The sequence below is a fragment of the Kumtagia sp. genome (assembly GCF_059502445.1).
Genome location: NZ_JCACER010000027.1, coordinates 56,611 through 76,536 on the forward strand (window position 1 = coordinate 56,611; position 19,926 = coordinate 76,536).

Annotated in this window: 22 protein-coding genes and 1 other RNA gene; 15 read left to right on the top strand and 8 right to left on the bottom strand. The window is 66.7% G+C overall.

The window, feature by feature from the left end; all coding sequences use genetic code 11:
- Positions 1-276: 276 nt before the first annotated feature.
- Complete coding sequence (gene ispG / locus AC5JDC_RS11730; protein ID WP_495841505.1) at positions 277-1,530, top strand: flavodoxin-dependent (E)-4-hydroxy-3-methylbut-2-enyl-diphosphate synthase; 1,254 nt, start codon at positions 277-279, stop codon at positions 1,528-1,530.
- Between the two features lie 251 nt (positions 1,531-1,781).
- Positions 1,782-2,615 carry a lytic transglycosylase domain-containing protein gene (locus AC5JDC_RS11735; protein WP_495841506.1) on the top strand — a complete coding sequence of 278 codons (834 nt, stop codon included), beginning with the start codon at positions 1,782-1,784 and terminating at the stop codon, positions 2,613-2,615.
- An 18-nt stretch (positions 2,616-2,633) separates the two neighbouring features.
- Here AC5JDC_RS11735 and AC5JDC_RS11740 read toward each other — a convergent pair whose 3' ends face one another.
- Positions 2,634-4,964: a response regulator gene (locus tag AC5JDC_RS11740; RefSeq protein WP_495841507.1), complete on the bottom strand. Its 2,331-nt coding sequence runs from the start codon at positions 4,962-4,964 to the stop codon at positions 2,634-2,636.
- Between the two features lie 256 nt (positions 4,965-5,220).
- On the opposite strand from AC5JDC_RS11740, the gene AC5JDC_RS11745 reads away from it, so the two are divergent.
- Positions 5,221-5,373 carry a hypothetical protein gene (locus AC5JDC_RS11745; protein WP_495841508.1) on the top strand — a complete coding sequence of 51 codons (153 nt, stop codon included), beginning with the start codon at positions 5,221-5,223 and terminating at the stop codon, positions 5,371-5,373.
- 7 nt (positions 5,374-5,380) lie between these two features.
- Here AC5JDC_RS11745 and AC5JDC_RS11750 read toward each other — a convergent pair whose 3' ends face one another.
- A complete protein-coding gene (locus AC5JDC_RS11750) occupies positions 5,381-6,316 on the bottom strand; it encodes a polyprenyl synthetase family protein (RefSeq protein WP_495841509.1) in 936 nt (311 codons plus the stop codon).
- 114 nt (positions 6,317-6,430) lie between these two features.
- On the opposite strand from AC5JDC_RS11750, the gene AC5JDC_RS11755 reads away from it, so the two are divergent.
- The 4 genes from AC5JDC_RS11755 to AC5JDC_RS11770 all read left to right on the top strand — a co-directional run bounded on the left by AC5JDC_RS11755 (position 6,431) and on the right by AC5JDC_RS11770 (position 8,395).
- Complete coding sequence (locus AC5JDC_RS11755) at positions 6,431-7,177, top strand: biosynthetic peptidoglycan transglycosylase (RefSeq protein WP_495841533.1); 747 nt, start codon at positions 6,431-6,433, stop codon at positions 7,175-7,177.
- 142 nt (positions 7,178-7,319) lie between these two features.
- Positions 7,320-7,502 (top strand): 50S ribosomal protein L32, encoded by a 183-nt coding sequence (gene rpmF, locus AC5JDC_RS11760; RefSeq protein ID WP_006203806.1) that lies wholly within the window; start codon positions 7,320-7,322, stop codon positions 7,500-7,502.
- A 138-nt stretch (positions 7,503-7,640) separates the two neighbouring features.
- Complete coding sequence (locus AC5JDC_RS11765) at positions 7,641-8,045, top strand: hypothetical protein (protein ID WP_495841510.1); 405 nt, start codon at positions 7,641-7,643, stop codon at positions 8,043-8,045.
- A 14-nt stretch (positions 8,046-8,059) separates the two neighbouring features.
- Positions 8,060-8,395, top strand: a complete 336-nt coding sequence (locus AC5JDC_RS11770) for a hypothetical protein (protein ID WP_495841511.1) — start codon at positions 8,060-8,062, stop codon at positions 8,393-8,395.
- A gap of 3 nt (positions 8,396-8,398) precedes the next feature.
- On the opposite strand, the gene AC5JDC_RS11775 is transcribed toward AC5JDC_RS11770, so the two are convergent.
- The 6 genes from AC5JDC_RS11775 to AC5JDC_RS11800 form a co-directional block, all read right to left on the bottom strand.
- Entirely contained in the window at positions 8,399-9,199 is an 801-nt protein-coding gene (locus tag AC5JDC_RS11775) for an MBL fold metallo-hydrolase (RefSeq protein ID WP_495841512.1), read from the bottom strand.
- A gap of 49 nt (positions 9,200-9,248) precedes the next feature.
- A complete protein-coding gene (msrB, locus tag AC5JDC_RS11780) occupies positions 9,249-9,659 on the bottom strand; it encodes a peptide-methionine (R)-S-oxide reductase MsrB (RefSeq protein ID WP_495841513.1) in 411 nt (136 codons plus the stop codon).
- Positions 9,660-9,744: 85 nt separating this feature from the next.
- Positions 9,745-10,935 carry a vWA domain-containing protein gene (locus AC5JDC_RS11785; RefSeq protein ID WP_495841514.1) on the bottom strand — a complete coding sequence of 397 codons (1,191 nt, stop codon included), beginning with the start codon at positions 10,933-10,935 and terminating at the stop codon, positions 9,745-9,747.
- A gap of 31 nt (positions 10,936-10,966) precedes the next feature.
- The gene (locus AC5JDC_RS11790; protein WP_495841515.1) at positions 10,967-11,593 is read right to left on the bottom strand and encodes a hypothetical protein; all 627 of its coding nucleotides are present in this window, start codon (positions 11,591-11,593) and stop codon (positions 10,967-10,969) included.
- 217 nt (positions 11,594-11,810) lie between these two features.
- Positions 11,811-12,254: a GNAT family N-acetyltransferase gene (locus AC5JDC_RS11795; RefSeq protein ID WP_495841516.1), complete on the bottom strand. Its 444-nt coding sequence runs from the start codon at positions 12,252-12,254 to the stop codon at positions 11,811-11,813.
- A 161-nt stretch (positions 12,255-12,415) separates the two neighbouring features.
- A complete protein-coding gene (locus AC5JDC_RS11800) occupies positions 12,416-13,255 on the bottom strand; it encodes an AAA family ATPase (RefSeq protein ID WP_495841517.1) in 840 nt (279 codons plus the stop codon).
- A gap of 114 nt (positions 13,256-13,369) precedes the next feature.
- Here AC5JDC_RS11800 and ssrS point away from each other — a divergent pair.
- The 8 genes from ssrS to AC5JDC_RS11840 all read left to right on the top strand — a co-directional run bounded on the left by ssrS (position 13,370) and on the right by AC5JDC_RS11840 (position 19,900).
- Positions 13,370-13,526, top strand: a non-coding RNA gene (gene ssrS, locus AC5JDC_RS11805) — 6S RNA.
- A gap of 75 nt (positions 13,527-13,601) precedes the next feature.
- Positions 13,602-14,198 (top strand): 5-formyltetrahydrofolate cyclo-ligase, encoded by a 597-nt coding sequence (locus AC5JDC_RS11810; RefSeq protein WP_495841518.1) that lies wholly within the window; start codon positions 13,602-13,604, stop codon positions 14,196-14,198.
- Between the two features lie 97 nt (positions 14,199-14,295).
- On the top strand, positions 14,296-15,126 hold the full coding sequence (locus tag AC5JDC_RS11815; protein ID WP_495841519.1) for a TIGR00282 family metallophosphoesterase: 831 nt from the start codon (positions 14,296-14,298) through the stop codon (positions 15,124-15,126).
- An 82-nt stretch (positions 15,127-15,208) separates the two neighbouring features.
- Positions 15,209-15,973 (top strand): TerC family protein, encoded by a 765-nt coding sequence (locus tag AC5JDC_RS11820; RefSeq protein ID WP_495841520.1) that lies wholly within the window; start codon positions 15,209-15,211, stop codon positions 15,971-15,973.
- On the top strand, positions 15,970-16,383 hold the full coding sequence (locus tag AC5JDC_RS11825) for an META domain-containing protein (protein WP_495841521.1): 414 nt from the start codon (positions 15,970-15,972) through the stop codon (positions 16,381-16,383). Before AC5JDC_RS11820 ends, AC5JDC_RS11825 begins: the two co-directional genes overlap by 4 nt.
- Positions 16,384-16,681: 298 nt before the next feature.
- Complete coding sequence (locus AC5JDC_RS11830; protein ID WP_495841522.1) at positions 16,682-17,194, top strand: hypothetical protein; 513 nt, start codon at positions 16,682-16,684, stop codon at positions 17,192-17,194.
- Between the two features lie 162 nt (positions 17,195-17,356).
- Positions 17,357-18,841, top strand: coding sequence for a carboxypeptidase M32 (locus tag AC5JDC_RS11835; RefSeq protein WP_495841523.1), 1,485 nt, complete (start codon positions 17,357-17,359; stop codon positions 18,839-18,841).
- A 39-nt stretch (positions 18,842-18,880) separates the two neighbouring features.
- Positions 18,881-19,900 (top strand): 2-dehydropantoate 2-reductase, encoded by a 1,020-nt coding sequence (locus AC5JDC_RS11840; protein ID WP_495841524.1) that lies wholly within the window; start codon positions 18,881-18,883, stop codon positions 19,898-19,900.
- Positions 19,901-19,926 lie beyond the last annotated feature (26 nt).

The window sequence follows — 19,926 nt, forward strand, 5'->3', positions numbered from 1 at the left end:
GTCCGGCGAAGGCGGTCGCACGTCTCGTCGATTGCCACGAGCCGGCTCGCCGCGATGCTGGGCGACAACCCCACCCGGCGGCTTAAGCCATGATCGCCACCTCGTATCCGTTTCCGGCGCTGCGGCCTGGAATCGTGGTTTTCGAACGCGACCATGCCGCTGAGCGCCACCCATCGCACACTCCCCGACGTACCCTGCGGCACCCCACGCCATTGACAAGGCAGCCGGCATCCGCCACCTCATGGCCGGTTCCATCTTCCCACGAGGCGCCGGGCCATGACCGGATATCAATCCTCTCCCCTGCCGCGGAGGCGTTCCGTCGGCGTGGACGTGGGCGGCGTGACGGTCGGCGGCGCGGCGCCCGTGGTGGTGCAGTCGATGACCAACACCGACACGGCCGACGTGGACGGCACCGTCGCGCAGGTCGCCGCGCTAGCCAAGGCGGGCTCGGAGATCGTGCGCATCACCGTCGACCGCGACGAGAGCGCGGCCGCCGTGCCGCGCATCCGCGAGCGGCTGGAGCGGCTCGGCCTCAACGTGCCGCTGGTCGGCGACTTCCACTATATCGGCCACAAGCTGCTGGCCGACCATCCGGCCTGCGCCGTTGCACTGGCGAAATACCGCATCAACCCCGGCAATGTCGGCTTCAAGGAGAAGAAGGACAGGCAGTTCGGCGCCATCGTCGAGACGGCGATCCGCCACGGCAAGCCGGTGCGCATCGGCGTCAACTGGGGCTCGCTCGACCAGGAGCTGCTGACGGCGCTGATGGACGAGAACCAGGCGGCCGGCGCGCCGCTGACCGCCGACGAGGTGACGCGCGAGGCGATCGTGCGCTCGGCGCTGCTGTCGGCGCAAGCCGCCGAGGAGATCGGTCTGCCGCGCGACAAGATCATCCTGTCGGCCAAGGTGAGCCGCGTGCAGGATCTGGTCGCGGTCTATACCGCGCTCGCCGGGCGCAGCGATCACGCGCTGCATCTCGGCCTGACCGAGGCCGGCATGGGCTCGAAGGGCATCGTCGCCTCGTCCGCCGCCATGGGCATCCTCTTGCAGCAGGGCATCGGCGACACCATCCGCGTCTCGCTGACGCCCGAGCCGAACGGCGACCGCACCCGCGAGGTGCAGGTGGCGCAGGAATTGCTGCAGACCATGGGGTTCCGCCAGTTCGTACCCGTGGTGGCGGCCTGCCCCGGCTGCGGCCGAACCACCTCGACGGTGTTCCAGGAGCTGGCGCAAAACATCCAGGCCGATTTGCGCAAGAACATGCCTCTGTGGCGCGACAAATATCCGGGCGTCGAGGAGCTCAAGGTCGCCGTCATGGGCTGCATCGTCAACGGCCCGGGCGAATCCAAGCATGCCGACATCGGCATCTCGCTGCCCGGCACCGGCGAGACGCCGTCGGCGCCGGTGTTCATCGACGGCCGCAAGGCGGCGACGCTACGCGGCGCCGACATCGCCGCCGAGTTCGAGAAGATGGTCGCCGACTATATCGAGGCCCGCTTCGGACAGGGCGGCAGGCAGGCCGCGGAGTAGCCGTGCTGCGGCGGGCCGTCTTGTCCGTCGTGTCGATGCTTGGGCGCGATCTTTGCCCTCCGGCGCCCTACGTCGCCCCCCTCTGTCCTGCCGGACATCTCCCCCACAAGGGGGGAGATTGGCTGCCCGCTTCGGTTTCGCCAATCGCTAGCGGTGCAGAAGAAGCCGCACCGCCGAAGCTGCCCATCTTCCCCCTTGTGGGGGAGATGTCCGGCAGGACAGGGGGGGGTGCGACGAGGCCAGGCAAAGGATTGGCATCGTGTGCGGCTGCCCTCCTTCTCTCCTGCATCCCCGCCCTCGCCGACCCGCCGAAGTCGCGCGTCGTCACCACCGCCCGGATCTGCGACCTGATCGACCTGCATGCCCGCTCGAACGGCCTGCCCAGCGACTTCTTCGCCCGGCTGATCTGGAAGGAAAGCCGCTTCGATCCGAACGCCGTCAGCCCGGTCGGCGCCGAGGGCATCGCGCAGTTCATGCCGGGAACAGCGAAGATGCGCGGGCTGGCCGATTCCTTCGACATCGCGCAGGCGCTGCCCGCCTCGGCCCGCTATCTCGCCGAGCTGAAGCGCGGCTTCGGCAATCTCGGTCTGGCGGCCGCCGCCTACAATGCCGGCGAGACCCGCGTGTCGCGCTGGCTCGCCTCGGGCGGCTTCCTGCCGCTCGAGACCGAGGAGTACGTGCTCGACATCATGGGCGAGCCGGCCGACAACTTCACCGCGCGCGACTATGCCGGCACGGTGCGGCCGCTCGATCCGAAACTGCCGTTCGGCGAAGCCTGCCGCCAAATGCGGACCATCTATGCCCGGACGATCGCCATGGCGACGATCGTGACGAAACCGTGGGGCATCCAGGTGGCCGGCAATTTCCGCCGCGCCGCTGCGATCGGGCAGTGGCAGCGGATCTCGGCTCGGTTCAAGTCCGTGCTGAAGGGCGCCGACCCGGTGGTCAGCCGGGTGCGCAGCCCGCGCGGGCGGCGCGGCATCTATGCCGTGCGCATCGGCGCCGACAGTCGCGCGGTGGCCGACCGCATCTGCGCGACGCTGCGCTCGGCAGGCGGCGCCTGCGTGGTGCTGCGCAACCGGTGAAGGGCGGCCTCGCCGGCGTTAGGCCGTCCTGACCATAGCCGTCTCGCCGAGCCATGTGCCGATCTTGGCGCCGAGACGGTCGGGCGAGACCGGCTTCGGCAGGTAGTCGTCCATGCCGGCGTCGAGGCATTTTTCGCGGTCGCCCTTGAGCGCATGGGCGGTGACGCCGACGATCGGGATGCGGGTGCCCGAGACGGCCTCGATCTCGCGGATGGCGCAGCAGGCCTGATAGCCGTTCATCTCCGGCATGGAGACGTCCATGAGGATGAGTTTCGGGTTGAGCGAGCGATACATCTCGACCGCCGTGCGGCCGTTGCCGGCGATGCGGTAGGTCAGGCCGAGGCCGCTGAGAATCTGGCCGAAGACGAGCTGGTTCACCTCGTTGTCCTCCGCCACCAGAATGTCGACGGGGACGGCCGGAGAAGCCGTCGGAAGCTCCTGGGCCGGACTCGCGGCGCGCAGCACGGTGAAGGCGGCGGCTTCGCGCCGCGGCTGCGGGGGCGCCTCGCGCACGAACTGCGCCGGCACGCCGTCGCGCATTCGCGCCTTCTGGATGGTCGCCACCAGCGTGCCGAGCAGTTGCGCCGAGCGCGCCGGCTTGGTGAGGTGCGCGGCGATGCCGTATTCGACGATCAGCCTGGCATAATCGATCTGGTCGACCGAAGTCAGCAGCACCACCGGAATCATCGCCAGCCGCGGGTCGGCGCTGATGGCGCGCGCCACGTCGCTGCCGCTCATGCCCGGCATCTGGTAGTCGAGAATGATGCAGTCGACGGAGGCGCCGAGCTTCATGGCGCGATCGAGAAAGGCGAGGCCGATCGCGCCGCTCTCCGCCGCGGCGCAGTCGAACCCCCAGCTGCGCAGCTGCTCGACCAGGATATCGCGGTTGACCGGGTTGTCGTCGATGACCAGGACGCGCGCGCCGGTGATGTCGACGGGGACGGGATCGGCCGCGATGCCGGCCTCGTGGACGGGCAGCGACACCGTGAACCAGAACACCGAGCCGCGCCCGATCTCGCTCTCGACGCCGATGCGGCCGCCCATCAGGTCGACGAGACGGGCGGCGATGGCCAGGCCGAGCCCGGTGCCTTCGTGGCGGCGGGTCGACGAGCCGTCGACCTGGGCGAATTTCTCGAACACGCCCTGCAGCTTCTCGGCCGGAATGCCGATGCCGGTGTCCTCGACGCGCAGCCTCATCTGCACGGTGCCGCCGACGACGTCGCCGGAGACGTCGACCAGCACATGGCCGCGCTCGGTGAACTTTACCGCGTTGCCGACGAGATTGGTGACGATCTGGCGGAAGCGGCCGGCATCGCCGACGACATGCGTCGGCAGGCGCGGATCGACGCGCACGATCAGTTCGAGGTTCTTCTCCGCGACCCGGCTCGAGACGAGCGTCGCCACGTCCTCTACCGCCTCCGCGATGGCGAAGGGGGCGGGATCGAGCGTCAGCTGCCCGGCATTGATTTTTGAGAAGTCGAGGATGTCGTTGATGATGGTGATCAGCGCGTTGCCGGATTTCACGATCACGTCGGTGAAGGTCTTCTGCCGCGGCGTGAGATCGGTCCTCGCCAGCAGCTCGGCCATGCCGAGCACACCGTTCATCGGCGTGCGGATCTCATGGCTCATATTGGCAAGGAATTCGGACTTGGCGCGGTCGGCGGCTTCGGCGAGCTCCAGCGAGCGGGCCGATTCGGCGAAGGCGCGGCGGATGGCGTTCTCCATCGGCCGAAATATCCAGAGCGCCACGAAGGCGAGCACGCCCAGCATCAGCAGGCTCGAATAGACGAGCAGCCGGTCGGCATGTGCCGCGACGGTGCTGCGCTCGGCGTCCAGGGCGGCGCGTGCCCGCGCCAGAAGAGGCTGGGCGAACAGCGCGTTCTGGTTGCGGATCTCGCGCGAGCTCCATTCGTCGAGCTGCTTGGCGCCAGCCAGCAGACCGAGATTGCGCACCATGTCGCGCGCCGACCAGAACAGGTCCCCGTTGACCGCGGCCGAGTCGATCTCGCGGGCGACGCCAGGAGAGAAGTCCGGCCGAACGCCGTCGAGCTCCGTGTCGAGAACGTCGATGGCGACGGCCAGCCGCGACGCATGGCCGGCGGCGGCGGCGGTCAGGTCGGCCCGCGTCTGCTCCCGCCAGGCGGTGCTCGCGCCTTCGGCGAAGGCGGCGGCGCTGTTCAGGTCGCGCGCCAGCACGGCAAGGTCGAGCCCCAGCCGGTCGACGTCGCGTCGGTAGTCGTTGAGGCTGTCGAGCAGGATCATGATCGCGGCCGTGCTGACGGCGAACAGCACCAGCCCCGAGAGATAGCGTGTCCTGATCGATCGCACGAATGTCGCGTAGCCCGGCACGCCCAACCCCGAAATGCTTAAAATGCCCCGGCGTCGATTACGCTTTATTCCCCTTAAGAAACCGTTTCGGGAGGCGGCCTCGGCCCTTTGTCCTTCAAGTCGGGTCGGGACTTGCGAGGCTGTGCCGACAGGGCCATTCTGACGTGGATCTTTCGGACGCGGTGCGCCTGGTGGGGCACGCTGGCCTGCTCTGTCGAACGGGAAGAGACCAGGGCGAATGGGACTGGGATCAGAGCGACAGGAAACTGTTTCTTGGGTGGCGGTTGCAAATTCGGGGCATCGGCGGCTGGTGGCCACGCTCTCGCAGATCGACATGCCGCCGGTCAAAGGCGCGAGTGGCACCGGCGGCATTCAGCCTGGCATGGTGCCGACCACGCAAGCGGTGCCGTTCGACTGGGTGGTCGGCTGATCCCCGTTCAGTTTTCCCGGTCGGCGATGAAGGCGGCGGCGGCGCTGAGCACGGCGGCGCGCTCGCCATAAGGCTCCAGCAGGACCTGTGCCTGGGCGACCAGCCCGCCAAGCTGCCGGCGCGCCCAATCGGTCCCATGGAGGGCGACCAGCGTGCCCTTGCCAGCCGCGGCATCCTTGCGCGTCGCCTTGCCCATGGCTTCCGCCGTCGCGGTGACGTCGAGCAGATCGTCGGCGAGCTGGAAGGCAAGCCCGATCGCCGCACCGAACTCGGACAGCCGCTCGCGGTCGGCCGGGGAGGCGTTGGCGACGATGGCGCCGGCTTCGCAGGCATAGCGGATCAGCGCGCCCGTCTTCATCGCCTGCAGCGTGATGATGCCGGCCTCGTTCGGGGCGGTCTTCTCCGCCTGCAGGTCGAGCGCCTGACCGCCGGCCATGCCGCCCGGCCCGGCGGCGCGGGCCAGCCCGCGCACCAGCTCCAGCTGCCTTGCTGCGGCCGTCGCGGCCTCGCGCGGCGCGGCTGGCGGAACGTCGGAAAGAATGTCGAAGGCCAGCGTCAGCAGGCTGTCCCCTGCCAGGATCGCGGTCGCTTCGTCGAAGGCGCGGTGCACCGTCGGCTGGCCGCGCCGCAGATCGTCGTCGTCCATGGCCGGCAGATCGTCATGGATCAGCGAATAGCAGTGGACGCATTCCAGCGCGGCGGCGACCCGCATGGCGGGCTCGCCGTCGTGGCCGAACAGGGCAGCGCTTTCCAGCACCAGGAACGGGCGCAGGCGCTTGCCGCCGTTGAGCACCCCATGGCGCATGGCGGCAAGCAAGGCGGCCGGCCGGGCGATCTCGCCGTCCGACGCCTTGTCGTCGAGCAGCCGGCTGAGCAGCGCCTCGATCTCGCGGGCGCGGCGGTCGAGACGCTCTTCGAAGGAAAGTGGAGGCGGGATCGTCATGCCGCCCCGTTTAGGCAATATACGGTGGCGGTCAAGCCGGGCGGGCGGCTTCGGGCGTTGCGCTCGCCGCAACTCATCTTTATTCCGGAGGAAGCGAGCGAGGACGGGGTGGGCTTGGACGAGACCGTTCAACCGGAAACCGAGGGATTGGAGCTGGCAGGGAAGGGCACAAGCCGCTCACGCCGCGGCATCGGCTTGTGGCTGCGCCGCATCGCCAAGTTCGCCGTCATCGTCGCGCTGATCCCGGTGGTGCTGACAATCCTCTATTTGCCGTCCTTCGTCCGGCCGGTCTCGACGCTGATGCTTGCCGACCTCGTCACCCTGCAGGGCTACGACCGGCGCTGGGTGCCGCTCGAAGACGTGGCGCCGGTGCTCGTCAACTCGGTGATCATGTCTGAGGACGGCCAGTTCTGCCGTCACCTCGGCATCGATTTCGGCGAGCTGCGCGGCGTGGTCAACGACGCGCTGGCCGGCGAGCCGACACGCGGCGCCTCGACCATCACCATGCAGACGGTGAAGAACCTCTACCTGTGGAACAGCCGCTCGTTCGTCCGCAAGGTGGTGGAACTGCCGCTCGCCGGCTATTTCGACCTGGTCGTGCCGAAGCGGCGGATCATGGAGATCTACCTCAACATCGCCGAATGGGGGCCGGGCATCTATGGCATCGAGGCGGCCGCGCAGCATCATTTCGGGGTTTCGGCGAAGAATCTCACCGCCCGGCAGGCGGCGCTACTTACGGCCACCCTGCCCAATCCGGTCATGCGCAATCCGGCAAAACCGTCGGCCGGGCTGAGACGGGTCGCCAATCTCATCCAGCGCCGCGCCGCCAGGGCCGGCGGCTATGTGGACTGCGTGAGCTGATCCGGCGGCAAAAAAAGCAGCGGGGAAGGCTGGCCAAAGCCGTTCAGCGCGTGTATAGGCTCGCCGGATTTCTCATTCCGGCCCGGAACGCGCGGCTCCCTTTGCCTGAGCAGCCCGGCCCATTGACCGAAGGAATACGTCCATGGCTGTGCCAAAAAGAAAGACCTCGCCGTCCAAGCGCGGCATGCGCCGTTCCGCCGACGCGCTCAAGGCCCCGACCTATGTCGAGGACAAGAACTCCGGCGAGATGCGCCGCCCGCACCACATCGACCTGAAGACCGGCATGTATCGCGGCCGCCAGGTGCTGGAGCCGAAGGAAAGCTGAGGCTTTCTTCCAGGCGAACGTCCGAAGGACCGGCCTCGCGCCGGTCTTTTTGTATTTGAGGCCGCCTGACGGCATTCGGACTTGACGGCGGGAGCATGCGGCTCGAAATACCGGCCGTCGATGCCGAGGAGATCCGACATGCTGGGCATGGTCCCGCTGCTCATCATCCCCTTCCTGATCTACAATCTCGGCCTCGCCGGCCTGTTCGGCGGCAGCGGCGCCGACCCGTTCGGCGGAGAGCTCTTTTCGGCCACCATGATGTCGGGCGGGGTCTGGACCATGTCGGCCGGCGACCTGCTGGTCGTCGCCGCGCTGGTGCTGCTGTTCGTCGAGATGATGAAATCGACGCGCAGCACGAACGCCTCGATCATCGACCATCTGCTGTCGACCTTCGTGTTCGTGGCCTTCCTCGTCGAATTCCTGCTGGTGCGCGGTGCCGCCCATCCCGTGTTCTTCACGCTGACGGTGATCGCGCTGATCGACGTGCTCGCCGGCTTCTCCGTGTCGATCCGCTCCGCCGGGCGCGACCTCAACGTCGGATGAGCGGGAGCCGCGAAATGGAAGCGGGCGAGGACATCGGGCACCCGAAAGCCGGGCTAGCCGGATTCTTCGCCGCGCGCTGGCGCGGAAATGTGCCGCTGAAGCGGCTGTTCTGGCGCGACATGGTGGTGATCGGCACTGCGATCAACCTTGCTACCACCGCGGCGTCGCTGATCCTGCTGGCGGCAGGGCTGCCGCTGCCGGCGGCGCTTGCCGTGCATTTCGCGGCGCTGCCCTACAACCTGTTCCTGACCTTCGCCGTGTGGCGGACCGCCGAGCGGCGGGGCGGCGGCACCGCCTTCGCCTACCAGATGGGTGCAGTTGTCTGGCTGATCGTCGCGACGCTGATCTGATCGTCAATCGGCGATCGCCGCGAGATAGCGCTCGACCGAAGCGGCAAGCGCCGCCCTGCCATCTCCGAGAACGTTCTGGCCCCACCAGGCGCCGTAGATATCCTTGAACTCGAACCCTGCCAGCGCCGACTCGATGGCCCGCACGGCGCGGGCGTTGAGCGGGATCTGGTTGGGATAGCTGTACATGAAGGAGACGCGCCGGCGCGTCGGCGCGACCTGCAGGATGTCGCCGGAGAGTACCGCGTCGCCGCCGCCGCGCTTCCAGTGCAGGACCTGCCCGCCGGCGAAATGGCCGCCGCAGCGCACCAGCGTCAGCGAGGGATTGAGGGCGAAGCGCTCGCCGCTCCAGAAGTTCACAACCGGGTCGGGGCGCATCACCCATTGCCGGTCCGCCTCATGGATAAGGATCGGCACTCCGCCGAAGGCGCGGCTCCAGTCGACCATCACCGAATAGTAGTGCGGATGCGAGATGGCGATCGCGGAGAGGCCGCCGCGCCGCTCGATCTCCGCCACGGCTTCGTCGGTGACCATGCTGATGCAGTCCCACAGGACGTTGCCGTGCGGCGTCTCGGCCAGCAGGGCGCGCTGGCCGATGGCGAAGCGCGGCTCGATGCCGAAGGCGAGCACGCCCGCATCCTCGCGGATCGCCAGCCTGTGCTTCTCCGCGACCTCTTGCGCGGTGGTCCAGGCCTGGCCATCCCAGCGCACCCACTGGCGCTCGTCCTCACAGATCGGGCAATGGGCCGGCGGCGTCTCGCTCTCGGCGAACTGGACGCCGCAGGTCACGCAGATGAAATGGGCCATCGCACCTGTCCTCTGATGGAAATCAGCAGCGGGACGGCCGCGTGCCCGCTCAATCCGCTTGCGCCGGCTCGAAATCCAGCGCCACGCCGTTGATGCAGTAGCGCAGATAGGTCGGCGGCGGGCCGTCCTCGAAGACATGGCCGAGATGGCTGCCGCAGCGCGCGCAATGCACCTCGGTGCGCACCATGCCGTAGCTGCGGTCTACCGTCGTCTCCACCGAGCCCGGCACCGGATCGTTGAAGCTCGGCCAGCCCGTGCCGCTCTCGAACTTCAGCTTGGATTCGAACAGCGGCTGGTCGCAGCCGACGCATCGGAAGGTGCCGGCGCGCTTCTCGTGGAGCAGAGCGCAACTGCCGGGACGCTCGGTGCCATGGTTGCGCATGACGGCATACTGCTCTGGGGTGAGCAGCGCGCGCCATTCGGCATCGGTGCGGGTGACGGGGTAGGTCTTGGCATCCATTGCGTGCTCCCTGCGCGGATTCGCATGCGCTCGTCCGGCACAATATAGGCATGCGTCGCGCGCCTGCTACCTCCGCTGCCGCCTTTCAATGTCTCCGCGACAACTCCCTGGTCGCGGCCTCCAGTCCTGCCAGCGTCAGCGGGTACATGCGATCGGAAAAGACCTCGCGGACCATGCCGATCGAATGGGTGTAGCCCCAATGCTTCCGGTCGACCGGGTTCAGCCAGACCGCGTTCGGCCATTGCGCGAGCACGCGCCCCAGCCAGACGGCGCCGGCCTCCGGATTCCAGTGCTCGACCGAGCCGCCGGCCATGGATACCTCGTAGGGGCTCATCGAGGCGTCGCCGACGAAGATGACCTTGTAGTCGTGGCCGTATTTGTGCAGCACGTCGAAGGTCGGGATCACCTCCGAGTGGCGCCGTCGGTTGTCCTTCCACACGCCCTCGTAGAGGCAGTTGTGGAAATAGAAATATTCGAGCTGGCGGAACTCGGCGCGTGCCGCCGAGAACAGTTCCTCGACGATCCTGATGTGCTCGTCCATCGAGCCGCCGACGTCGAAGAACATCAAGAGCTTCACCGCGTTGCGACGCTCCGGCCGCGTCTTCACGTCGAGGTAACCGTGCTCGGCGGTGGCGTGGATGGTGCCGGGCAGGTCGAGTTCCTCCTCCGCGCCCTCGCGCACCCAGCGGCGCAGCCGCTTCAGCGCCACCTTGATGTTGCGGGTGCCGAGCTCGACGGAATCGTCGAAGTTTTTGAACTCGCGCTTGTCCCACACCTTGACGGCGCGGCGGTGGCGGCTCTCGTGCTGGCCGATGCGCACCCCTTCCGGATTGTAGCCATAGGCACCGAAAGGCGAGGTGCCGGCCGTGCCGATCCATTTCGAGCCGCCCTGGTGTCGGCCCTTCTGCTCCTCCAGCCGCTTCTTCAGCGTCTCCATCAGCTTTTCGAAGCCGCCGAGCGCCTCGACCAGCTTCTTCTCGTCCTCGGTGAGGTGCTTTTCGGCAAGCCGGCGCAGCCACTCCTCGGGAAGCGCAGCGACATCGATCGGCGCCTCGCCGGACACCGCCTCGAGGCCCTTGAAGACATGGGCGAAAACCCGGTCGAAGCGGTCGATATGGCGCTCGTCCTTCACCAGCGCCGAACGGGCGAGATAATAAAACCCCTCCACGTCGTACTCGACCAGCCCCGCTTCCATGCCCTCCAGCAGCGTCAGGTATTCGCGCAGCGAGACGGGAACGCGCGCGGCCTTCAGTTCGAGGAAGAAGGGGAGGAACATATCTACGCGAAATACCTGATTACAATGTCTCTCACATCGCGAAGCATCGCTTCGACATCTCCGGATGTGAACTCATCCCATTTCCCGTGCGCGGCATTGTTCCGGATATCAGCGAGCGCTGTGATCTTCTTTTGAACAAGTTCGGATAAATGCCGGCTTTTGCAAGTTCCGAATTCATGGCGTCTAGTTTCGGCTTATCGGGAAGGTTGATACCTTCGCGGTGACATACCCGGCGCAGCGCATCCTCCAGCACACAGCCTAGAATTACCGCAGATGGTGCGCGGTAGCCTGCGGTTAGTAGATGCTCGGCCTGTTCGAGGAAATCATCAAAAACATCAGCCTCAACAATTCTCGTAACTTGAACGAGAGCACCTGTTTCAATATCGGCCTTAATCGCCTTCAAATGATGTAGCAATCGGAGAGGCGCGTCCCCAACGGCCGATGTCATATTGGCGGCTTCAATCCTTAGATAGTAGTCGGAGTCGGTGCCGAACGTGCGGCTTGCGAACGATAAAGCCCTTGTCACCCATTCCGCGTGCAGGCCGCTATCGACTACCGAGATACTCGGGCTCAAGTTGCGACGGGTTACAAATACCCTCTCCCCAAGCGCAAGTATGTCACCTAATATTGCAAGAGCCTGCGTATCCAGTTTGGTCATCACGGCAACCGATCTCTCTCGCTCGCCTGTTGTACGTGTCGGTGAAAGGATTGTCTCGTGGCATTTCCGGATGATGAATCCAATAAAGACCTTCCTTGGAACGAACGAGCTGCCTTGCTTCGCGCGCGGCTCGCTGGCCGGAGACATACACCATCCGAGGTGCTTTTGCGTGAAAGCCGAGACGAACGTAGCGATTATCTTGACGAAGTCTCTCGATCTATAAAAGATCATACTCGATGAACCCGGTCTTGCGCGCCACCCGGTCATAGAGCTTGCGCGCCGTGTCGTTGGTCTCGTGCGTCATCCAGTAGACGTTGGTGACGCCCCGTTCGGCGGCGGCGTCCTGCACCGCCTTGATGAGGGCCGCGCCGACGCCCTTGCCGCGCGTCTCGGCGTCGGTGAACAGGTCCTGCAAATAGCAGTTGCCTTCGAGCGACCAGCAGGAGCGATGGTAGAGGTAATGCACGAGTCCGACCGCCTTGCCGTCCAGCACCGCGATGAGGCCGCGCGGCTCGAACTCGCCCCCGGCGAACAGCCGCTGCCAGGTCGTGGCGTAGACCTCCTCGGAGACGGTGGCCTTGTAGAACTCCAGATAGGCTGTCCACAGCCGACGCCAATCGGCATGATCGGATTGTTGCAGCGGGCGGATGGTGACGCTCATGGTCTTCCCCTCGGGCAGGTCTGGCCTCAACCGTTGAGCCAGTTGGGGCAGGATGCGGCCGGCGGCGACGGGCCGCAACGGTCCACGGCCAGGGGAATGGCTGCGCCTGACCCTGCATGTCGCGGAGGGAAGGACCGGCTGAGAGCTATCCGGTTGGGAATCTATCCCTGCCGCCGCGCCATGAACGCCAGCTTCTCGAACAGATGCACGTCCTGCTCGTTCTTGAGCAGCGCGCCATGCAGCTTGGGCAGCATGTTCTTCGGATCGGTGCGCAGATCCTCCGGCGCTACGTCGTCGGTCACCAGCAGCCGGATCCAGTCGAGCGCCTCAGAGGTCGACGGCTTCTTCTTCAGGCCCGGCACCTCGCGGATCTCGTAGAACCGCGTGAGCGCGGCGCGCACCAGCGCCTGCTTGATCCCGGGATAATGCACGTCGACGATTCTTTGCAGCGTCTCGGCGTCGGGGAAGCGGATGTAGTGGAAGAAGCAGCGGCGCAGGAAGGCGTCGGGCAGCTCCTTCTCGTTGTTGGAGGTGATGATGACGATCGGCCGGTGTTTCGCCGAGATGGTCTCGCCGGTCTCGTAGACGAAGAACTCCATACGGTCGAGTTCCTGCAACAGGTCGTTCGGGAACTCGATATCGGCCTTGTCGATCTCGTCGATCAGAAGCACGACCTTGCGGTCGGCGGCGAAGGCGTCCCACAGCTTGCCGCGCCTGATGTAGTTGTGGATGTCGTTGAAGCGGCCGTCGCCGAGCTGACTGTCGCGCAGCCGGCTGACCGCGTCATATTCGTAAAGGCCTTGCTGGGCCTTGGTCGTGGACTTCACGTTCCATTCGATCAGGTCGAGGCCGAGCGCCGCCGCGACCTGGCGCGCCAGCTCGGTCTTGCCGGTGCCGGGCTCGCCCTTGACCAGCAGCGGCCGCTCCAGCGCGATCGCCGCGTTGACGGCCACCATCAGATCCTTGTCGGCGACGTAAGCCGCCGTGCCCTCGAAGCGCATGAAAACCATCCCGTTCGTCGCGGCGACCCTAAGGAGCGATGCTGCACTGCGCAAGCCGTGCAAATGTGCAAGGCGCCTCTGGCGGGCGCCGCACCGCCGGCTTATATTCGCTGCGACGGTCTGGGCTTCGCGGCAGGAGAGACATTTCCCCGGGGCCTTATCGATCTCGAAGGGAGCTGTCCCTGGCCGGGCCCGTGGGCTCGGACATACGGCGCCCACCTACTTTGTAGGTTCCCGGGATCGACTTCTTCACCGGTTGCCTGGATCGTCGCTTCATCTGTTCCTGCCGCATTCGCGGCAGTCCCGCCCGGCAGCATCGTCTATCGTGACGCGCAAAGAGGCCACGATGACGGATACGCCAAAAACCCTGAAGAAGCAGCTGCGCCAGCAGGCGCTTGCCCGCCGCGACAGGCTCGACCCGGTGTGGCGCATCGAGGCAGCGCTGGCCATGGCAGAGACGGCGCGCCGGCATATCGAGGCGGGGCCGCAGGACATCGTCTCCGGCTTCTGGCCGATGCGCTCGGAAGTCGATGTGCGGCCGATCCTGTTTGCGCTGCGCGAAAACGGCGCCAGGCTCTGCCTGCCCGCCATCCTCGACAAGACCACCATCGTCTTCCGCGAGCTGGTGCGCGGCGCCGCGCTCATCGACATGGGCTTCGGCACGTCCGGCCCAGGACCCGAAGCGGAGGTGCTGGAGCCGTCGATCATGCTGGTGCCGCTCGCCGCCTTCGACGCGCGCGGCCATCGCATCGGCTATGGCGCCGGCTATTACGACCGCGCCATCGCCAGGCTCCAGGAGGCCGGCCGGCCGCCGCGGCTCGTCGGCATCGCCTTCGACTGCCAGGAAGTGCCGCAGGTGCCGGACGAGAACCACGACGTGATCATCCCGGAGATCCTGACAGAGAGCGGGTTGAGGCGGTTCGACCGACCTGCACATCCATGAAAACGCCTGAGCCTAGCGACGCCCGCTCATACCGGCTATTTGGAGGAGCATACGGACAGGCGCTTCGTACTCGGGCGTGACGGCGATCGGATTGACGATGAGACTTCTCTTTCTTGGCGACATGGTCGGACGATCCGGCCGCACTGCGGTCTGGGAAAAACTGCCTGGCCTGATCTCTGACCTCAAGCTCGACTTCGTCATCGTCAACGGCGAGAACGCCGCCGGCGGCTTCGGCATCACCGAGGAGATTTTTCGCGAGACGATTGCCGCCGGCGCGGACGTCGTCACCACAGGCAACCATGTCTGGGACCAGCGCGAGGCGCTCGACTTCGCGCCGCGCCAGGAGCGCTTCCTGCGGCCGGCCAATTTTCCAAGGGGCACGCCGGGGCGCGGCTCCGGCGTCTATCTCGCCCGCAACGGAGCGCGCGTGCTGGTCTCCAACATCATGGGCCGGGTGTTCATGCATCCCGAGCTCGACGATCCGTTCCAGGCTGCCGAGCGCGAGCTTGCCGCCTGTCCGCTCGGCGAGCAGGCCGACGCGGTGGTGATCGACTTCCACGCCGAGGCGACGAGCGAAAAAATGTGCTTCGCGCATTTCGTCGACGGCCGCGCCAGCCTGGTTGTCGGCACGCATACGCACCAGCCGACCGCCGACCACCAGATCCTCAATGGCGGCACCGGCTACCTGACCGATGCCGGCATGTGCGGCGACTACGATTCGTCGCTCGGCATGGACAAGGAGGAGCCGCTCAACCGCTTCCTCTCCAAGGTGCCGAAGGGACGCTTCGAGGCGGCGGGAGGCCCGGCGACGATCTGCGGCGTCGGCATCGACATCTCCGACCGAACCGGGCTGGCCGAGCGCATCGCGCCGCTCAGGCTGGGGCCGCGCCTCGAGGAAACCGTTCCGGCATTCTGGCAAGACCGTTGACGCGCGCGAGGGCGTCTCATACCTCTGTCGCGATTTCTCACTACAGCTCACCCATTGTTTTCATGGATCCGACGAGAGCCCGATGACCGACTTCCTCGCGATGCATATGGAATGGGTCGCCAATCCCACCGCCTGGGTGGCACTGTTGACATTGGTGGTGCTCGAGGTCGTGCTCGGCATCGACAACCTGATCTTCATCTCGATCCTCACCAACAAGCTGCCGGAGCATCAGCGTGCATCGGCGCGCCAGCTGGGCATCGGCGCGGCGCTGGTCATGCGCCTCGTCCTGCTCGCCACCATTTCCTTCATCGTCCAGCTTACGCAGCCGGTCTTCACCCTGTTCGGCCACGGCTTCTCGTGGCGCGACCTGATTCTGATCGCCGGCGGCCTGTTCCTGGTGTGGAAGGCTACCAAGGAGATCCACCATACCGTCGATCCCGAAGACCATAAGGACGAGATGCTGGGCAAGACGCTGCAAATGTCGCTGGGCGGCGCGATTTTCCAGATCCTGCTGCTCGACCTGGTGTTCTCGATCGATTCCATCATCACCGCCGTCGGCATGACCGACGAGATCGCCATCATGTACATCGCCGTCATCGTCGCAGTGACGGTGATGCTGCTGGCCGCCACGCCGCTCGCCAACTTCATCGAGAAGAACCCGACCATCGTCATGCTGGCGCTCGGCTTCCTGCTGATGATCGGCATGACGCTGATCGCCGACGGCATGGGCTATCATGTGCCGAAGGGCTACATCTATGCCGCCATGGGCTTCTCGGCTCTGGTCGAAGGCCTCAACATGCTGGCGCGGCGCAGGCGCGCGAGGCGCAGCGGCGGAGACGCGGCATGACCCGCCATGGCGCGGCGGCCGCACTGCTGGCCGTCGTCCTGACGATGGGAGCGCCCGTCATGGCCGACTCGCCGCCAGAAGGTCCCTACGGGACATGGACGGTCGAGGAGATCGCCGGCCGGCCGGTCGCCGCCGGGACGCGGGTGGCGCTTGACCTCGGCGCCGACGGCCGGGCGACGGGAACCGGCGGTTGCAACCGCTTCAGCGGTTCGGCGAAGATCGACGACGGCACGATCGCGTTCGGGCCGGTGGCCTCGACCAGGATGATGTGCGCCCCGGACGTTTCCGACCAGGAAGCGAAATTCTTCCGCACCCTCGAGCAGGTGCGGAACTGGGCATGGGACGGCGCCGGGCTCGTCCTGTTGGACGCCGGCGGCAAGGTCGTCCTGCGGCTCGGCGCCGCCTCCTGACGGCCTCCGGCAGACGCCTCGGCGGAAGCGCGGGCAAGGACGCAAGCCCGTTCTAGCTGCTGCGCCGACGGCGGCGGTCAAGCCCTTCGAAAAATTATCATTTTGTAATTTGCCGATGGCAAGCCGGCGGGCGTAGCGTCACGCCTGCGGCTGGGAACTGCCGGCGATGCCTGGTTCTCCCGATCGCCACGGACGACACCTCCCGCGCCGTGGCCGAGGGAGACGCATCGCGACGCGACAGGACCGGACAGCCGTTCCGCGAAGACGTGTCTTCGCGTCTGCACAAGGAGGCGCATCCATGCGTTCCTTCACCTTAAAGGCAGCCCTTGCTGCAATTCTCGTCTCGACCTCGCTCGCCGGTGCCTACGCGGCCAACGGCGATCACGACCACGATCGCGGCCTGGGCTCGCACCGGTCGCATGAATTCCAGCCGCCGGATCAGGCCGACGACAGCGGCTATTTCGACCACATGACCATGGGTCCGCCCCCGATACCGTCGGTCTCGCCGCCCGTCGCCGCCACGCACATGGTGGTCACGCAGGTCGTCAGGGCGGCGGAATACCGACCGCGGCTCGAGCGCGTCGTCAACGAGCTCGGAACGGCCAGCTCCAGGATACGGGTCGACCGCGACCGCGGCACGCTGACGCGCGCCGAGTACCGCGATCTGGAGGCTCGCGCGCATGACATCCGCAGGGATGCCATCCGTACGGCCGACAACCACCACGGCGCCCTGCCCAGGGCGCGCTACATCGTCCTGCAGGATCGAATCGCGCGGCTCGACAGCGCGATCCATCACGATGCCATGAGCTGAGCCCGCGTCTACGCGGACCCGATCGCAAATCGGCCGCCGGCACCCGCCGGCGGCCGATTTGCCGTTGCGGCCGGTTCCGGTAAAGACGGCTCTGACTTCCGGCCGGGGCTTGCGAACAAGACGCGGTTCGTGTCCCCTCGCTTCCAGCATTGAGGAGTGTCCATGTCCTTCGCAAAACTCGACGAGATCGGCCGCAAGCTGGAGGCGCTGGAGCATGCGCTGGCGATCCTCGGCGCCGACGAGGCCACCCATATGGCGCCGGGCGGCGGCGAGAAGCGCGCCGAGGCGATGGCGGCGCTCGCCGGCATGTACCACCGCCAGGCCACCGCCCCGGAGATCGCCGACTGGATCGCCGCGGCGGAACAGGAGGTGCTGAACGAGAATCAGGCGGCGGCGCTGGGCGAATTCCGCCGCCAATACACCAACATGACGTGCCTGCCCCCGGAATTCGTCGAGCGGCAGACCGGGGCGCGGCTGCGCTGCGAGCAGCTTTGGCGTGATCTGCGCGCCAAGAACGACTGGGCCGGCTTCCTGCCGGCGCTGTCCGGCATCGTCGAGCTGGTGCGCGAAGAGGCGGCGCTGCGCGCCGACGCTCTAGGCCTTGAGCCTTATGATGCGCTGATGGAACAATATGATCCCGGCAATCGGGCAGCGGAAATCGCTCCGATCTTCGCCGAACTGAAGGCTTTTCTCCGCGATTTCGTTCCGCAGGCGCTCGCGGCCCAGCAAAAGCGCCTGGAAAAAACGCCGCGGCGGGAGCTTTCCGGCACTTATCCGGTCGACAAGCAGCGCGAGCTCGGCCTCGCCATGATGACGGCGGTGGGCTTCGACCTCACCCACGGCAGCCTGTCGGTCTCGCATCATCCCTTCTGCGGCGGCGTGCCGACGGATGTGCGCATCACCACGCGCTACAAGACGTCCGACTTCCTGTCGGCACTGATGGGCGTGCTGCATGAGACCGGCCACGCCCTCTATGAGCAGAACCTGCCCAAGGAGTGGTCGCACTGGCCGCTCGGCAAGGCGCGCGGCATGGCCGTGCACGAGAGCCAGAGCCTGTTCGTGGAGATGCAGCTCGCCCGCAATCCGGCCTTCTGGCGCTGGGCGCTGCCTTTCGTCGAGCGTCATCTCGGCGAAAGCTGGAGCATCGACGATATCCTTGCCCATGTGCTGCATGTCGAGCGCGGGCTGATCCGCGTCGAGGCCGACGAGGTCACCTATCCGCTGCACGTCATCCTGCGCTTCGAACTGGAGCAGGAGCTTGTCGCCGGGCGTCTGGAGGCCGCCGACATACCGGATGCCTGGGACGCCAAGATGCGCGACTATCTCGGCCTGTCGACCGCCGGCAATTTCCAGGACGGGCCGATGCAGGACGTGCACTGGCCGGCAGGGGCCTTCGGCTATTTCCCTTCCTACACGCTGGGCGCCATGATGGCGGCGCAGCAGGCGGCGGCGCTGCGGCGCGAGCACCAAGCCTTCGACGACGATATCGCGCAAGGCCGCTTCGAGGCGATCAACAACTGGCGGCGGCAGAGAATCTGGTCGCAGGGTTCGCGCTGGTCGACGCCGGAACTGCTGGAGCGGGCGACCGGCGAGCGGCTGAACGCGGCCCATTTCATCGACCACCTGAAAACCCGCTACGGCGGATGATGCATCGGCGGCCGGCGTAGCGCCGAGAGGAGGCAGCGCATGCAGACCCCGCCCCTGATCTGCATCTTCGGCGCCGGCAGCGTCGGCTGCTATGTCGGCGGCCGGCTGGCGGCGGCGGGCGCAAGAGTGCGCTTCATCGGCCGCGAACGGTTCGGCGCGGCGATCGCGGCCGGCGGACTGCGCGTCGCCGACTATCGCGGTGCCGACTTCCTCCTGCCGCCGGGCTCGGTCGACTACCGCACCGATCCGGAAGTGCTCGCCGATGCGACACTCGTGCTGGTCACCGTCAAGGCCAGCGACACGGCCGCCGCTGCCGGCGTATTTGCAGAGCACGCGCCACCGCAGGCGATCGTGATCAGCTTCCAGAACGGCATCGGCAACGAGGAGATCCTACGCGCGGCACTCCCCGGTCGGACAGTGCTCGCCGGCATGGTGCCTTTCAACGTGGTGCAGCTTCCGGGTCCGACCTTCAAGCAGGCGACGCAGGGCGCCCTCGACGTCGAGGACAATGCCGCCTTGACACCCTTCCTGCCGGCCTTCGCCAAGGCCGGATTGCCGCTCGTCCGGCATGCCTCGTTCCGGCCGGTGCAATGGGGCAAGCTGCTGCTCAACCTCAACAACGCCGTCAGCGGCCTGTCCGGTCTGACGTTGCGCGAAGAGCTGTCGCAGCGCGCCTACCGGCGGTGTCTTGCCATGGCGCAGCGCGAGGCGCTGACGGCGATGAAGGCCGCCGGCATCCGCCCGGCAAGACTGACCGCGCTGCCGCCGGGCCTCGTGCCCTGGCTGCTCGGCCTGCCCGACTGGCTGTTCCTGCGGCTCGCCGGCAGCGTGCTGGAGGTCGATCCGGCCGCCCGCTCCTCGATGATCGACGCGCTCGACGCCGGCCGCAGGACGGATGTCGACTGGCTGAACGGCGAGGCCGTCCGCCTGGCCGGTAGGCAAGGCATGCCCGCTCCCGTCAATCGCCGGCTGGTGGAGCTGGTGCATGAGGCCGAGAGCGGCCAGCGCCGACGCTGGAGCGGACCGGAGCTGCTGAAGGAATTGCGTTCCGCCCGATAGCCGATAGGCTGCGCCGGAACGGGAGG

Bases quoted from the DNA above. Each gene is read 5' to 3' on its own strand.
- AC5JDC_RS11765 (WP_495841510.1), top strand. From the start codon at position 7,641: ATGCTGGGCATGGTCCCGCTGCTCATCATCCCCTTCCTGATCTACAAT.
- msrB (WP_495841513.1), bottom strand. From the start codon at position 9,659: ATGGATGCCAAGACCTACCCCGTCACCCGCACCGATGCCGAATGGCGC.
- AC5JDC_RS11810 (WP_495841518.1), top strand. From the start codon at position 13,602: ATGACGGATACGCCAAAAACCCTGAAGAAGCAGCTGCGCCAGCAGGCG.
- AC5JDC_RS11820 (WP_495841520.1), top strand. From the start codon at position 15,209: ATGACCGACTTCCTCGCGATGCATATGGAATGGGTCGCCAATCCCACC.
- ispG (WP_495841505.1), top strand. From the start codon at position 277: ATGACCGGATATCAATCCTCTCCCCTGCCGCGGAGGCGTTCCGTCGGC.
- AC5JDC_RS11795 (WP_495841516.1), bottom strand. From the start codon at position 12,254: ATGAGCGTCACCATCCGCCCGCTGCAACAATCCGATCATGCCGATTGG.
- AC5JDC_RS11830 (WP_495841522.1), top strand. From the start codon at position 16,682: ATGCGTTCCTTCACCTTAAAGGCAGCCCTTGCTGCAATTCTCGTCTCG.
- AC5JDC_RS11750 (WP_495841509.1), bottom strand. From the start codon at position 6,316: ATGACGATCCCGCCTCCACTTTCCTTCGAAGAGCGTCTCGACCGCCGC.
- AC5JDC_RS11770 (WP_495841511.1), top strand. From the start codon at position 8,060: ATGGAAGCGGGCGAGGACATCGGGCACCCGAAAGCCGGGCTAGCCGGA.
- rpmF (WP_006203806.1), top strand. From the start codon at position 7,320: ATGGCTGTGCCAAAAAGAAAGACCTCGCCGTCCAAGCGCGGCATGCGC.
- AC5JDC_RS11775 (WP_495841512.1), bottom strand. From the start codon at position 9,199: ATGGCCCATTTCATCTGCGTGACCTGCGGCGTCCAGTTCGCCGAGAGC.
- AC5JDC_RS11840 (WP_495841524.1), top strand. From the start codon at position 18,881: ATGCAGACCCCGCCCCTGATCTGCATCTTCGGCGCCGGCAGCGTCGGC.
- AC5JDC_RS11815 (WP_495841519.1), top strand. From the start codon at position 14,296: ATGAGACTTCTCTTTCTTGGCGACATGGTCGGACGATCCGGCCGCACT.
- AC5JDC_RS11825 (WP_495841521.1), top strand. From the start codon at position 15,970: ATGACCCGCCATGGCGCGGCGGCCGCACTGCTGGCCGTCGTCCTGACG.
- AC5JDC_RS11835 (WP_495841523.1), top strand. From the start codon at position 17,357: ATGTCCTTCGCAAAACTCGACGAGATCGGCCGCAAGCTGGAGGCGCTG.
- AC5JDC_RS11800 (WP_495841517.1), bottom strand. From the start codon at position 13,255: ATGCGCTTCGAGGGCACGGCGGCTTACGTCGCCGACAAGGATCTGATG.
- AC5JDC_RS11785 (WP_495841514.1), bottom strand. From the start codon at position 10,935: ATGTTCCTCCCCTTCTTCCTCGAACTGAAGGCCGCGCGCGTTCCCGTC.
- AC5JDC_RS11790 (WP_495841515.1), bottom strand. From the start codon at position 11,593: ATGACCAAACTGGATACGCAGGCTCTTGCAATATTAGGTGACATACTT.